Origin of the sequence: Mesorhizobium opportunistum WSM2075 (assembly GCF_000176035.2) — a bacterium.
Classification (GTDB): Bacteria; Pseudomonadota; Alphaproteobacteria; order Rhizobiales; family Rhizobiaceae; genus Mesorhizobium; species Mesorhizobium opportunistum.
On record NC_015675.1, the window covers coordinates 5253525 to 5268082 of the forward strand.

Here is a 14558-nt window from a genome sequence, read left to right on the forward strand (position 1 = left end):
CACCTCTCCCCGATCGACGGGGTAGAGGAAGGCGCCAAGTTCTTTGGCGTTAACGCTCGTCCAGCAACGCTCCCTTCCTCTCCCTCCGGAGGGGGGGAGAGGTGGCGCTGCGAAGCAGCGACGGAGTGGGGGAAGCCGGTCATCAAACGCGAAACCGCTGGCAAGTGGCGCGATTGAATTGATTCAATATCCGCGTGGGTCCGATAAATCACGCTCTGATGGGCCGTGTTCATTTCACCGACATGCTCGGGCCGCCCTCGACCGCCAGCACCAGCCGACGGTTGGTGATGCGCGCCAGTTGCGCTAGGCGCCCGGCCGGCCGTTCGCCATAGAGGTCGGCCAGGGACGCCGGCAACACCAGCGCCAGCACGCCGTTGGCGCGCTGCTCCCATTTGAGCCTGGGCATGATGCCGGGCATCGAGGCCGTCAGCAGATAGACGACGCGCATCATCGCCGCCAGAACCCGGGCACGTTCCAGATAGCGCGGCGTCGCCAGCGCCTTGATTTCGGGCGCGATGGATTCGTTGAAGATGCCATCGTGGCGATAAGCGTTGGCCAAGGCCAGGAAGGCACGGCCGGGATGGTCCACGCCGAAGAAGGAGGCGTGCGCGATGATGTTGAGCGATTGCCTGCCGCGATACTCCGGATGGGCGCGCCAGCCTATATCGGCCAGCAATGCGGCGGCGTGGCGGTAGCGCGCCTCGTCCTCCGTCTCATCGATGCCGAAGGCGGCAAAGGATTTTGCCGTCCAGTCGACCAGTTCATGCGAATGGGTGAGCGAGCGCGAGCGCAAGCGGGCGAGTTCCTCGGATGCCGAAATCAACGGATCGGCCTTCTGCTCGGCCTCGTCGAGCAGCGAATAGAGAAAGCCTTCGCGCACACCGAGCGCCGAGACGATGATCTTCGACGGCTGCATGGCCGCCATGATCTCCTGCAGGACGATAGAGCCGTAAGGCAGCAGCGAGCGGCGATTTTTCGATACGCCTTCAATGCCCTTGATCTTCTCGATCTCGGCTTTTGCCACCTGCTTGAGAAAGGCCGTCGCGCTCTCGGCGGATATCTCGTAGTGGTGCATGACGCCAAGCGGGTAGTTGGTCATCTCCATGTGCAGCCGGGCGAGGTTTCGCCAGGTGCCGCCGACGGCGTAGAAGGGCCGGCCCTGCCCGCCCTTCAACAGCTTGGCCCGCGCCAGTTCGTCGCGCGCGATCTTCTGCGCCTGGGTAAGCGAGTTCTTGGCCATGTCCTGCAGGCGCAGGCCACCCAGCGGCAGCGTTATGCCATCGCCGATCGCCTCGCCATTGACGTCGACCAGTTCGAGGCTGCCGCCGCCGAGATCGCCGGCGATGCCGTTGGCCGGGTGGAAGCCGGAAATGACACCGAGCGCCGAATAATAGGCCTCCTGGCGACCGCTGATGACACGAATCTCGGTCTTCAGCACCTCTTCGGCGCGGTGGATGAAATCGGGACCATTGATCGCCTCGCGGGCGGCGGCGGTGGCCAAGACATACATGTGCTCGGCGCCGGCCTGGTCGGAGAGCGCACGGAAGCGGCGGAACTCCTCCATCGAGCGCGTCACCGCCTCGGGATCGAGTTTGCCGGTCGAAACGATGCCGCGGCCAAGGCCGGCCAGCATCTTTTCGTTGAACAGCATGGTCGGCGAACGCGCCAGTCCCTCATAGACGACAAGGCGGATCGAATTCGACCCGATGTCGATGATGGACAGCGGTCGGCGGTCCTGCAGCCGGCCCTGGGAATCAGACAGCATCAGCCGGACGCTGCGGCGTTCTTCTTGCGGCGCTTGAACTGCGCGATGCGCTTGGGCGCGTGCGACTTCAGCGCGTCACCCCGTCCCGACAGGCTCGGATTGGTCATGAAATATTCCTGCGCGTTGAACGGTTCCTCGCCCTCCTCCAGCACGACGCGCCGGGAGGTTCCATCAGCCAATACGTCGAAACTTTGCTGATTGTCCATGATGTTGCCGAGCATGATCTGGCCAAGGACCTGTTCATGCACAGTTGGATTGGTGATCGGCACCATGGTCTCGACGCGGCGGTCGAGATTGCGCGGCATGAGATCGGCCGAGGAGATGTAGACGATCGCTTCGTCCGAGGGCAGGCCATGGCCATTGCCGAAGCAATAGATGCGGCTGTGCTCGAGAAACCGGCCGACGATCGACTTCACCCGGATGTTTTCCGAAAGCCCCGGAACCTGAGGCCTGAGGCAACAGATACCGCGCACGACGAGGTCGATCTCGACGCCGGCGCGGCTGGCATCATAGAGCGCATCGATGATGATCGGGTCGACAAGCGCGTTCATCTTCATCCAGATGCGAGCCGGCTTTCCTTCCAGCGCATGGGCGACTTCGGCGGAAATGTGCTTCAGAATGCGGCTTCTCAGCGTGAAGGGCGAGATCGCCAGCCGCATTTCGTCGGTCGGCTCAGCGTAGCCGGTGATGAAATTGAACAGCTGGGCGACGTCGCGGGCGATCGTCGGATCGGTGGTGAAGAAGGACAGGTCAGTATAGATGCGCGCGGTGACCGGATGGTAGTTGCCGGTGCCCAGATGCACGTAGTTGCGCAGTTTGCCGTCTTCGCGGCGCACCACCAGCGACATCTTGGCGTGGGTCTTGAGTTCGAGGAAACCGAACACGACCTGCACGCCGGCGCGCTCCAGATCGCGCGCCCAGCGGATGTTGGCTTCCTCGTCGAAACGGGCCTTGAGCTCGACAAGCGCGGTCACCGACTTGCCGGCCTCGGCCGCATCGACCAGCGCGCGCACGATCGGGCTGTCGTTGGAGGTGCGGTAAAGCGTCTGCTTGATCGCCACCACCTCGGGGTCGGCCATGGCCTGGCGCAGGAACTGCACCACGACGTCGAAGGATTCATAGGGGTGGTGGACGATGATGTCCTTCTCGCGGATGGCGGCAAAACAGTCGCCACCATGCTCGCGGATGCGCTCGGGAAAGCGCGGATTGTAGGGCGTGAACTTCAAATCGTCGCGGGCGACCGCCACGATCTCGGAGATCTGGCTGAGCGCCAACGGGCCGGTGAGCACGCTGATACGGCTCGACGAGACGCCAAGCTCGCCGGCGACGAAGTCGCGCAATTCGCTGGGCATCAGCTTGTCGAATTCGATGCGGATCACCGAACCGCGGCGGCGGCGCTTCAGCGCCGTCTCGAACAGGCGCACCAGATCTTCCGATTCCTCCTCGACCTCGATGTCGCTGTCGCGGATGATGCGGAATGTGCCGGAACCCTTGACCTCATAGCCGGGGAACAGCTTGCCGATATAGAGGCCGACCGCCTCTTCCAGCGGGATGAAGCGGACATGGTGCTTGCGGTCCGGAAGGCGGATGAAGCGCTTCAGCGCCACCGGCAGGCGCAAGAGCGCGCTCATCTCCTCGCCATTCTTGCGATGGCGAAGCTGCAGCGCCATCGAGAAACCGAGATTGGGAATGAACGGGAATGGATGCGCCGGATCGATCGACAACGGGGTCAGCACCGGAAACACCTGGTCCTGGAAATGCTCTTCCAGCCAGGTCTTCTCGTCCTTGGTCAGCGCATCCCGCGTAATGGTCTCGATGCCTTCCTTGTTGAGCAGCACGGTCAGCGCCGATAGGCTCTTCTGCTGGTCTTCCTGCAGCCGCTCGACCTCGCGCAGCAGCTGTTCGAGCTGCTGTTCGGGCGTGCGGCCGTCAGGGCTCTTCAAGACGATGCCCTCGCGCACCTGGCCGGCGAGGCCGGCGACGCGGACCATGAAGAACTCGTCGAGATTGGCGGCCGAGATCGACAGGAAGCGGACGCGCTCCAGCAGCGGATGATTGGTGTTCAGCGATTCCTCGAGCACGCGGCGATTGAACTGCAGCCAGGAAAACTCGCGATTGACGAAACGGTCTGGATTGCCGCCCTCCGGGCTTGCCGCCTCGACATTGATGAATTCGCTCTGTACCGGCTTCAGTTCGTTCATTGTTCCTGCTCTTCCCACCAGCTCGGCCGGTTAACCGGCTTAACTTATCCTCTGACAGGCTTTTGCGACAGTTTGATTTCATCGATCTTGCAAAGAGACCTGTTATGATCCAGATGCATGCGAGACTGCGTTAAGGAGACGACGATGGCAGGCGGTTCCATTCCCCATTTCCAGAACGATGCGGGCTTTCCGGCAATCGACATCGGTGTCAAGGAATTCATGTGCACGGGCGCCAACCCGCCTTTCGACCATCCGCATGTGTTTCTCGACATGGGCGACGACAATGAGAAGGTCTGCCCCTATTGCTCGACGCTCTACCGCTATTCGCCGAAGCTGAAGGCCACGGAAACGCTGCCGGCGGGCTGCCTCTACATCGACCAGGCCGCCTGATTCTTCCGCGACGGGCCTGATGGACGACAAGCGGCAAGTCGTCATCGCCGGAGCGGGCGTTGCCGGGCTGACCGCGGCGCTTGCCTTCGCCGAACGCGGCTACCCCGTGCAGGTGTTCGAACAGGCGCAGCGGCTGGAGGCCGTGGGAGCCGGCATCCAGCTTTCCCCCAACGCGACACGCATCCTGCGCCAACTCGGCGTGCTCAAGCGGCTGCTGCCGGCAACGGTGCGGCCTGAGGCCGTGGTGCTGAAGGACGCAAGGACGTTGCGCGAACTGGCGCGTGTACCACTCGGGCAGGCCGCCGAAGAACGCTGGGGGGCGCCTTATCTCGTCGCCCACAGAGCCGACCTGCAGAGCGCGCTGACCGCACACGTTGCCGAAAACCCGAATATTCGTCTGGTCAAGGGTGCGCGCGTCAGCGGCGCTGCCACAGGCGACGATGGTGTGACGGCGACACTGGAGACGGACGGCAAGACCGTCCAGTCACAGGGCTTCCTTCTGGTCGGCGCCGACGGCGTGTGGTCATCCGTGCGCGCGGTTGTCGATCGAGCTCGGGGGGGATCGTCAAGAAGCCGTTTTTCCGGCGAACTGGCCTGGCGCACGACTGTTGCCGCCGACAGCGGCGCCGGGCAAGCCTTTGCCGCGATTGGGGCGGCTGATTGTGTCACGACTTTTCTGCATCCGGGATTCCACATGGTCGCCTATCCCGTCAGCAAGGGCGATGCCTTCAACCTTGTCGCCTTCACCAAAGGCGAGCGCATTGCCGAGGGTTGGTCGGGTCATGCCGATCCCGTCATCCTCGCCAATGCAATGAGCGGCACGGCGGCAGCCCTTGCAAGGCTGGTGGAAATGGCCGGCCCGTGGCTGACTTGGCCGCTCCATACGGTCGACCAGAAGCAGCACTGGACGACACCAACCGGCATCGCCCTGATTGGCGACGCCGCACATGCGATGACCCCATTCGCGGCGCAAGGGGCCGCCATGGCCATCGAAGATGCCGCAACGCTTGCCGGGGTAATCGCCGACTTCCCGGCCGATCCGAAGCAGGGCCTGGCGATCTGGGAAAATCTCAGGCGACCGCGCGTCGAGAAGGTGATCCGGCGCGGCGCGCTCAACCGGCTGGCCTGGCATGCCTGGGGTCCGGTGGCATTGGCTCGCAACCTGGTGCTGGCGACGCGGCCGGCGGAAAAGCTCGCGGCGGATCTGGACTGGCTCTACGGGTGGGAGGAACCGAAGATTATTAGGCGGTAGGACATCGAGACAATAAAGAAACCGATAGGCTGGCGGGGACAGCGCCCCCCTCTGTCCTGCCGGACATCTCCCCCACGAGGGGGGAGATTGGCAGCTTTGGCGCCGGCGTCCTTTTGCAAACGTTGGAGATTAGCGAAAGCCGGAGCCAGATCCGATCTCCCCCTCGTGGGGGAGATGTCCGGCAGGACAGAGGGGGGCGCGAAGGAACGCGACGTTTGCCAATTCGCGAAATGCGCACACTAATTGTACAAGCTCAACGACCACCCAAGCGAAGCCGGCAGCGGGTTCCACCAGCCGGTGCGCAGGCCTGCAGTGCGCAGCGCCGCCGCCGTCCAGGTGTTGCAGCCGACCAGCGCGTTGAAATGGCCGTTCGCCTCGTAGAAGCGGTCGAACCGGGAATAGGCCGCATTCTCGATGACGATTGGGCCGCCAGCCCCCTGCTGAAAGCTGGCTGCGATAAAATCAAGCAAGGCCGCAAAACGGTCCTCGCCGATGTCGAAGCTGGCGACATCGGGATGCGGTTCAACGATATCGCCGGTGACATCGACATGCACGACCGACGCGTCGATGGTCAGTGCTTTCATTACCGGAATGGCCTTGAGCTGCGACCAGGTCGGCGTTTCCAGATAGAAGGCGCGGCCACCCCAGCCAAAGACGATATAGCGCACCTCGGGACTGTCGGCCGGGATGCCAGCCTCGACCAGGAAACGAAAGCGCTGGCGCACGGCATCGTCCACCGGAATGGCGATGTCGGTGTGGATCGGGTTCTTCAGCACCAATATGTGCCGTGTGCCCTCGCCCGCCGCGGCGGCCGGCCACAGCGGCCGCGGCACCAGCGTGCCGAGCGTCGCGGCTAGCGCGGCCGCTATCAACAGCAGACCCAGAAAACGGCCGAGTTTTCTCATGAGGTAGCGACTTTGCGGCTCAGTCGCGTTCCAATGCAAGCGATCCACTCGCTCAAATGCAAGGAAGCCCGGCCGTGGTGCGGCCGGGCCTCCTGAACTTGCGTCGGAGCGCTCAGTGCAGGATCTGCGACAGGAACAGTTTCGTGCGCTCGTGGCGCGGGTGGTCGAAGAACTCGGCCGGCGTGTTCTGCTCGACGATCTGGCCCTGATCCATGAAGATCACCCGGTTGGCGACCTTGCGGGCAAAGCCCATTTCGTGGGTGACGCACAGCATGGTCATGCCTTCTTCGGCCAGGCCAACCATGGTCTCCAGCACTTCCTTGATCATTTCCGGATCGAGCGCCGAGGTCGGCTCGTCGAACAGCATGATGCGCGGGTTCATGCACAGCGAGCGCGCGATCGCCACGCGCTGCTGCTGGCCGCCGGACAGCTGGCCAGGATATTTGTTGGCCTGTTCCGGGATCTTCACGCGCTTGAGGAAGTGCATGGCGATTTCCTCGGCCTGCTTCTTCGGCGTCTTGCGCACCCAGATCGGCGCCAGCGTGCAGTTTTCCAGGATGGTCAGATGCGGGAACAGGTTGAAGTGCTGGAACACCATGCCGACCTCGCGGCGCACCTCGTCGATCTTCTTCAGATCGTTGGTGAGTTCCTTGCCGTCGACGATGATCTTGCCCTTCTGGTGCTCTTCCAGCCGGTTGATGCAGCGGATCATCGTCGATTTGCCGGAGCCGGACGGGCCGCAGATGACGATGCGCTCGCCGCGCATCACCTTCAAATTGATGTCCTTCAGGACATGGAACTCGCCATACCATTTGTGCATGGCGATGATGTCGATGGCGACATCGGTGGTGGAGATATGCATCTTGGCGGCGTTGACCTTGATCTCTTCCGCGCTGACGGCATTTTCGGTGGCCATGACGGGGTCCCCTTGCTTTTTTGTTTAGCGTTTGTGGCCGGTGTCGAGCCGGCGTTCAGTGTACATTGAATAGCGCGACATGCCGAAGCAGAACAGCCAGAACACGAAGGCCGCGAAGACGAGACCGGATTTCGCGGTCTGCGCCGTTGCCCAATTGGCGTCGGAAAAGTTCTGCTTGACGATGCCGAGCAGGTCGAACATCGAGATGATCAGGACCAGGCTGGTGTCCTTGAACATGCCGATGAAGGTGTTGACGATGCCGGGAATGACCAGCTTCAGCGCCTGCGGCAACACGATCAGGCTCATCTTCTGCCAGTAGCCGAGGCCGAGCGAATCGGCGCCTTCATACTGGCCCTTCGGGATCGCCTGCAGCCCGCCACGCACCACCTCGGCCATATAGGCGGCGGCAAACAGCGACACGCCGATCAGCGCCCGCAAATACTTGTCGAAGGTGACGCCGGCCGGCAGGAACAGCGGCAGCATGACGGAGACGAAGAACAGGACGGTGATCAGCGGGATGCCGCGCACGGCTTCGATGAAGATGACGCACAGCATCTTGACGATCGGCATCTTGGAGCGCCGGCCGAGCGCCAGCACTGTGCCCAGCGGCAGCGACACGGCGATGCCGACGAAGGAGAGGCTGAGCGTGATCAGCAGCCCGCCCCAGCGCGAGGTTTCGACATGCGGCAGACCGAACATGCCGCCGACCAGCAGGAAGAAGGAAACGATCGGCAGCACCAGGAAAAGCAGGATGGCGTTCAACCCCTTGCGCGGCACGCGCGGGATCAGCATCGGTATCAGCAGCGCCGCGAACAGGATGGCGACCACGATCGGCCGCCAGCGCTCCTCGACCGGATAGGTGCCGAACATGAACTGGCCGAACTTGGCGTTGACGAAGGCCCAGCAGGCGCCGCTCCAGCCATCCGGCTGAATGCCGCCTTGCGCCACGGTCGCGCAGACGGTGCGATCCGGCCCGGTCCACACGGCATTGATGAACGCCCAGCCGATGACCTGCGGCAGCACCCAGGCGACGATGATGATGCCGAGGATGGTCAGGATGGTGTCGCCGACCGTGCCGACCAGGTTCTTGCGCACCCAGGCCATCGGACCGCTGACGCTTGCCGGCGCCGGCTGCGCCAGAGCCATTTCGGTACGCACCCAGGACATGTCGTGTTCCTGCATGGTCCTACCTCTCCACCAGCGCCATTCTGGCGTTGACCACGTTCATGACGGCCGATGTCACCAGGCTGAGGATGAGATAGGCGATCATCATGATCAGCACGCCTTCGACCGCCTGGCCGGTCTGGTTGAGCACCGTGCCGGCGGTCGCCGTCAGGTCGGGATAGCCGATGGCGATGGCCAGCGAGGAGTTCTTGGTCAGGTTCAGATACTGGCTGGTCAGCGGCGGAATGACGATGCGCATGGCTTGCGGCACCACAACCAGCCGCAGGATCGATCCGGACCGCAAGCCAAGGGCTGCGGCGGCTTCGGTCTGGCCCTTGCTGACGCCCCTGATGCCGGCCCGCACGATCTCGGCGATGAAGGCCGCCGTGTAGCAGGACAGCGCCAGATAGAGCGACAGGAACTCCGGCTTGACCTGAAAGCCGCCGGTCAGGTTGAAGGTCGACTGTTTCGGAAGATCGAAGCTCAGCGGAAAGCCGCTCAGCACATAAGCGAGCAGCGGCAGCCCGACGATCAGCGCCACGGAAGTCCACAACACAGGAAATTGCTGGCCTGTCGCCATCTGCCGCTGACGCGCCTTGCGGGCGACGAACCACGCCATGGCGATGCCGACGACGAGCGCGACCAGGATCAGCCAGGAGCCGTCGCCCCAGACCGGGCGCGGAAAGTAGAAGCCACGCTGGTTGAGGAAGGAGCCGAAGGGCAGGTTGTAGCTGTCACGCGGCGGCGGCAGCACGGCCAGCACGCCCGAATACCAGAAGAAGATGACCAGCAGCGGCGGGATGTTGCGGAATATCTCGACATAGACGGTGCAGATCTTCTGGATCAGCCAGTTCTGCGACAAACGGCCGATGCCGATGACGAAGCCGATGATGGTGGCGGTGATGATGCCGGCGACGGCGACGATGATGGTGTTGATCAGGCCGACGACGATGGCGCGGCCATAGGTCGAGTCCGACGTATAGGCGATCGGCGTGTCCGAGATGTCGAAACCGGCGCGTCCCCTAAGGAAGCCGAAGCCGGAGGCGATGTGCAGGCGCTGCAGATTGTCGATGACGTTCTGCACGATCCACCAGACAGAGCCGAACAGCACGATGACGACCAGCGTCTGGAAGAAGAGACTGCGGACTTTCGGATCATTGACGAACGAAGCCCGGCTTGGCTCCTCGCGAAGGATTTCCTGCGATGCCATGCGACCATCCCCTGGAAAGAGAAACCGGGAGGCAGACGATCTGCCTCCCGGATCACATTTCGGTCAGCGGATCGGCGGAGCGTATTGCAGGCCGCCCTTGGTCCACAACGCGTTGATGCCACGGGCGATCTTGAGCGGGCTGCCCGAGCCGACATTGCGGTCGAACATTTCGCCGTAATTGCCGACGGCCTTGACGATGTTGACGACCCAATCGTTGGAGACACCGAGATCGGTGCCGATCTTGGTGTCGGCTTCCTGGCCGAGCACGCGCTTGATCTCCGGACTGGCGGAATTCTTCATCTCATCGACATTGGCCTTGGTGATGCCGAGTTCCTCGGCGTCGAGCAGCGCGAAATAAGTCCACTTGACGATGTGGTACCACTGGTCGTCGCCCTGGCGCACCGCCGGTCCGAGCGGCTCCTTGGAGATGATCTCGGGCAGCACGACGTGATCCGCCGGCGAGCCGAGGGTCAGGCGGATGCCGTAGAGACCCGACTGGTCGGTGGTGTAGACGTCGCAGCGGCCGGCGTCATAGGCGGCATTGACCTCTTCGAGCTTCTCGAAGACAACCGGGTTGTACTCCATCTTGTTCGCCTTGAAGTAGTCGGCGAGGTTGAGCTCGGTGGTGGTGCCGCTCTGCACGCAGACTGCGGCGCCCGAAAGCTGGAGGGCCGAATTGACGCCCGGCAGCTTCTTGGCGTTGATCATGAAGCCCTGGCCGTCATAATAGGTGACGCCGATGAAATTCAGGCCAAGTGCCGTGTCGCGGTTGATGGTCCAGGTGGTGTTGCGCGACAGGATGTCGACTTCGCCGGACTGCAGGGCGGTGAAGCGCTCCTTGGCGCTGAGCGGCGTGAACTTGACCTTGGTGCCGTCACCGAAGACGGCGGCTGCGACAGCGCGGCAGAAATCCGCATCGATGCCTTGCCAGTCACCCTTGTCGTCCGGCGCCGAGAAGCCGGCGAGGCCTGTCGAGACGCCGCACTGGATGAAGCCTTTCGCCTTGACCGTATCGAGCGTGGTAGCCGATGCGGCCGACGCCATCAATCCAAGAGCAGCGGCACCAAGAATGCCGATAGCAATGTGTTTCATGACCCACAGACCCTTTTCTGTTTTCAGGCAAAACCTGATCTTTTTTCCGTGTGAACGCAGCTCCCATTCCGGCCCATTCCCGGAACCCCGCATCGTAAACCGACGCGCTGCCTCCCATTCACGGACAGCATCGAAGGCGATAATTCCCGTGAGGTCAAGGGAAATGACTGATTTCCAACGTGTTTGAAAATCGATTGCCCCGAATGCCTGAATTGCGGACAAGAGCGCCCGCGATTTAGTCATGAGCGCAAATAAAGTCGGCATGATCAGCCTTACGTAAAGTGAGGTTCCCGGTCGGAATCCGTCCTTGCCCGTTACTCCGCGTTACTGGCGTCCCGCCGCGATCGACTGACATCATCAGTCTCCGGACAGACACGATCCGTCTCGGAGCAGACACGGCCGCGGCGTTCGCGGGCGAGGATGCGAAGCTGTTCAGAATGCTCCGACGATGAACCAGACGCCGATTGCGGCCATCAGCACGCCCGTAATGCGCGGCACCAATTGCCCGGTGGGGATGATCTTCTCAAGCAGGACGAGTGCGGCGATGCCGGCGATCCACAGCACGTTCATGACGCCGCCAACGAACAGCAGGGCCATCAGCGCCCAGCAGCAGCCGAGGCAATAGGCGCCGTGTTCGATGCCGAGCCGAAGCGCGCCGAACGGAGCGGGACGGAACCCGCCATGGCTGGCCAGGAACGCGATCGGCGCCTGGCATTGCCGCAGGCAGACGCCCTTCATCGGCGTCCATTGATAAAGGCCGGCCGCGATCAGGACGAGACCGCCGAGGATCGCGCTGTCGGTCGCCATCGAAGGGCTGAGCAAGGCAAGGCCGGCGAGCAGCCATTGCGCGGCGGTCGCCACCAGGCTGAAGACGACCCAGACCGCGAGATAACCGGCAAAAAACCATCCCGTCGAGGCAATGGGCCGGCCGTCGGCCCGCGCCTTGCGTCCGACGCCGGCATAGAGCAGCAGCATCGGCGCCACCGAAGGCGTCATCATGCCGACCATCATCACCGTCCACATCGTGAAGATGAAAGCGAAATCCGCCGCTGCCCAGGCCCGGAAAACGGGCGCCGCGGTGGCGCCCATGTCCATGCCGGCGATGTCCATGCCGGCCATGTTCATGCCGGCCATGTTCGACATGTCCATTTCGGCCATGCCGCCGCCCGCGCCGGCCGGCGCGGGCGAACCGGGGGTGACCATGCCGGCGGCGAGCCACAGCACATAGGCCCAGGCGAGCACGGCGATCACGACGAGCGCAGCCGTCACGACCGCGCGGTCGCGCCGCAGCGCCGCCTCGAGGGCCGTGTCGCTCATGATCAGCTCAATGCACGATGCCGCTTTGCGTGAGATGCAGATTGGCAAAGTGGCTATGGGTATCGGCCAGTTCGAACGCGATCGGACCGGTCGCCTTGGTCCAGCCGCGCCCGATTTCGGCCAGTGCGTATTCGAAACCGCGCGGAAGGTCTATGCGCGCCCGATGCTCGGCGCCGGTGATGGGATTCTTGATCGGCTCGCCATGGCCCTCGGTGATGCCGGGCACGTGCAGATGGCCTGTCCTTGCATCGACGTCGACTTTGAAGTCGATGGCGGCGAAGATCGGGTCATGCAGCGTTTCCAGCGTGGTCGAGAAAACCTGGAATATGGTCGCGCCGGGCTCGGTGTCCTCGCCGCCGAGAATGCGAAGCAGGGCTACGCGCTGCGCCTCGCTCGCCCGTTCGTCGATGACCACCGCGGCCTCGCCGCCGCCTTCATGAATCGCGCCAGGCCAACGAAACACACCCGCAAAGCGCAGGCCATCGAGCCTGGTATCGCCATGATAGCCGCTTTCGACTTCCATGCCGACCACAGCCTGGCAGAAACCATATGTCGGCAAGGCGTTGAATTGGCATGGGCAGCCATAGGCGCAGTTGCAATTGACGAATTCACGCGCCTTTAACATCCACTTGACGTTGGGCATAACGATCCCTCCCATTGTTGTTCGGCGGGAGCGAGAAGCGGTGATGCGGATGCCCAATTTGCCAGTGCGTTAGCCGCTGCCGGGATTGAACATCCGGTAAGATTGGCCCGCCTATTTGTATTAGACATCCACCATATACCTTTTGCAGCGGCTTACAATATCCGGCGGCCAGATCGCACCCGGCAAAGCTGTCCTCGAATTGGCATATCCGAAGTCCGTCCCGTGGCGGCGGCTGGCTGTTGCACGGCCCATGGCGCCGCACTATGCCTAGCGCCTTGTCAAACGAGGCGACCAAGAATGGTGAATGACGGCAGCGGGCCAGGCAAGGTGGGCATCAACACGCGGCTTGCCCATTCGGGCAACAACCCGCACGACTATTTCGGCTTCGTCAATCCGCCGGTGGTGCATGCCTCGACCGTGCTGTTTCCCAATGCCGCCGCGATGGCGGCGCGCAGCCAGAAATACACTTACGGCACGCGCGGCACGCCGACGACGGACGCCCTTGCCCACGCCATCGACGCGCTGGAAGGCTCGGCCGGCACGATCGTGGTGCCGTCGGGGCTTGCGGCGGTGACCATACCGCTGCTCGCCTTCGTATCGGCCGGCGATCACCTGCTGATCGTCGATTCCGTCTACCACCCGACCCGCAATTTCGCCGACACGATGCTGAAGCGGCTGGGAGTCGAGGTCGAGTATTACGACCCCCATATCGGCGCGGGCATCGCCGCCCTGATCAAGCCCAACACCAAGGTGGTGTTCACGGAATCGCCGGCCTCCAACACGTTCGAGGTGCAGGACATTCCGGCCATCGCCACCGCCGCGCATGCGGCCGGCGCGATCGTGATGATGGACAACACCTGGGCGACGCCGCTCTACTTCCGTCCGCTCGACCATGGCGTCGACATCTCCATCCATGCGGCGACGAAATATCCGGCCGGTCATTCCGATGTGCTGCTCGGCACGGTCTCGGCCAATGAGCGTTGCTGGAAGCAGCTCTATGAGAGCTTTTGCACGCTTGGCTGCTGTGCTGGACCCGACGATGTCTACCAAGTGCTGCGCGGCCTGCGCACCATGGGCGTGCGGCTGGAGCATCATCAGCGCAGCGCGCTCGCCATCGCGTCGTGGCTCGAGGGCCAGCCGGGCGTGGCGCGCGTTCTCCACCCTGCCCTCCCCAGCCACCCTGATCATGGCCTGTGGAAGCGCGACTTCTGCGGTTCCAGCGGCATCTTCTCCATCGTGCTTGCCGGCGGCGGCCAGAAACAGCAGCACGCCTTCCTCGACGCGTTGCGGATCTTTGGGCTCGGCTATTCCTGGGGCGGCTACGAGAGCCTCGCCGTGCCGGTCTGGCTCGGCGATCGCGTCGTTGCAAAAGCTGCCTATGAAGGCCCGTTGATCCGCCTGCAGATCGGCCTCGAGGATGTCGACGATCTGAAGGCGGATATCCAGCGTGGTCTGGCCGCCGCGGCTGCCGCCTGACCGCGCGTACGGGCCGGCTGCCGAGCAGAATCAGAAAACGACCGCAAAGCATTGACGCTGATGACAAAGCGCGAGCCGCTCGCAGCATCCCAGCGCCGTGTGGCACGCAATATTATTCTCCCGGGCCGCGGCTTTCCGGATTTGTTTGACTTTCAAATCCGTGGGTTCGGCTTCATTGCGTGCTGCACGGCATTTTAGCCAATCCATTCGTCACCAAGCCGATCCCT

12 protein-coding genes are annotated in these 14558 nt (G+C 63.0%); 3 read left to right on the forward strand and 9 right to left on the reverse strand.

The features are described from left to right. Positions 1–229 precede the first annotated feature (229 nt). Together ppx and MESOP_RS25420 are read right to left on the reverse strand one after the other, a co-directional pair. A complete protein-coding gene (ppx, locus tag MESOP_RS25415; protein ID WP_013896201.1) occupies positions 230–1765 on the reverse strand; it encodes an exopolyphosphatase in 1536 nt (511 codons plus the stop codon). Beyond that, positions 1765–3966, reverse strand: coding sequence for an RNA degradosome polyphosphate kinase (locus MESOP_RS25420; RefSeq protein WP_013896202.1), 2202 nt, complete (start codon positions 3964–3966; stop codon positions 1765–1767). The genes ppx and MESOP_RS25420 overlap by 1 nt, the downstream gene beginning before the upstream one ends. 144 nt (positions 3967–4110) lie before the next feature. On the opposite strand from MESOP_RS25420, the gene MESOP_RS25425 reads away from it, so the two are divergent. Next, a complete protein-coding gene (locus MESOP_RS25425; protein WP_013896203.1) occupies positions 4111–4356 on the forward strand; it encodes a zinc-finger domain-containing protein in 246 nt (81 codons plus the stop codon). A gap of 19 nt (positions 4357–4375) precedes the next feature. Further along, on the forward strand, positions 4376–5608 hold the full coding sequence (locus MESOP_RS25430) for an FAD-dependent monooxygenase (protein ID WP_013896204.1): 1233 nt from the start codon (positions 4376–4378) through the stop codon (positions 5606–5608). A gap of 239 nt (positions 5609–5847) precedes the next feature. Here MESOP_RS25430 and MESOP_RS25435 read toward each other — a convergent pair whose 3' ends face one another. The 7 genes from MESOP_RS25435 to MESOP_RS25465 form a co-directional block, all read right to left on the reverse strand. Beyond that, complete coding sequence (locus MESOP_RS25435) at positions 5848–6513, reverse strand: TIGR02117 family protein (RefSeq protein WP_041164319.1); 666 nt, start codon at positions 6511–6513, stop codon at positions 5848–5850. A 112-nt stretch (positions 6514–6625) separates the two neighbouring features. Continuing rightward, positions 6626–7375: an amino acid ABC transporter ATP-binding protein gene (locus MESOP_RS25440; protein ID WP_031240865.1), complete on the reverse strand. Its 750-nt coding sequence runs from the start codon at positions 7373–7375 to the stop codon at positions 6626–6628. A gap of 78 nt (positions 7376–7453) precedes the next feature. Beyond that, a complete protein-coding gene (locus MESOP_RS25445; RefSeq protein WP_013896206.1) occupies positions 7454–8611 on the reverse strand; it encodes an amino acid ABC transporter permease in 1158 nt (385 codons plus the stop codon). A gap of 4 nt (positions 8612–8615) precedes the next feature. Next, a complete protein-coding gene (locus tag MESOP_RS25450; RefSeq protein ID WP_013896207.1) occupies positions 8616–9803 on the reverse strand; it encodes an amino acid ABC transporter permease in 1188 nt (395 codons plus the stop codon). Positions 9804–9866: 63 nt separating this feature from the next. After that, a complete protein-coding gene (locus MESOP_RS25455; protein WP_023766421.1) occupies positions 9867–10895 on the reverse strand; it encodes an amino acid ABC transporter substrate-binding protein in 1029 nt (342 codons plus the stop codon). Positions 10896–11327: 432 nt separating this feature from the next. Next, the gene (locus tag MESOP_RS25460) at positions 11328–12212 is read right to left on the reverse strand and encodes a DUF2182 domain-containing protein (protein ID WP_013896209.1); all 885 of its coding nucleotides are present in this window, start codon (positions 12210–12212) and stop codon (positions 11328–11330) included. A 7-nt stretch (positions 12213–12219) separates the two neighbouring features. Continuing rightward, positions 12220–12855, reverse strand: coding sequence for a DUF1326 domain-containing protein (locus tag MESOP_RS25465; RefSeq protein ID WP_013896210.1), 636 nt, complete (start codon positions 12853–12855; stop codon positions 12220–12222). 297 nt (positions 12856–13152) lie between these two features. On the opposite strand from MESOP_RS25465, the gene MESOP_RS25470 reads away from it, so the two are divergent. Then, positions 13153–14331, forward strand: a complete 1179-nt coding sequence (locus MESOP_RS25470) for a cystathionine beta-lyase (RefSeq protein WP_013896211.1) — start codon at positions 13153–13155, stop codon at positions 14329–14331. The last annotated feature ends 227 nt before the right edge of the window (positions 14332–14558 follow it).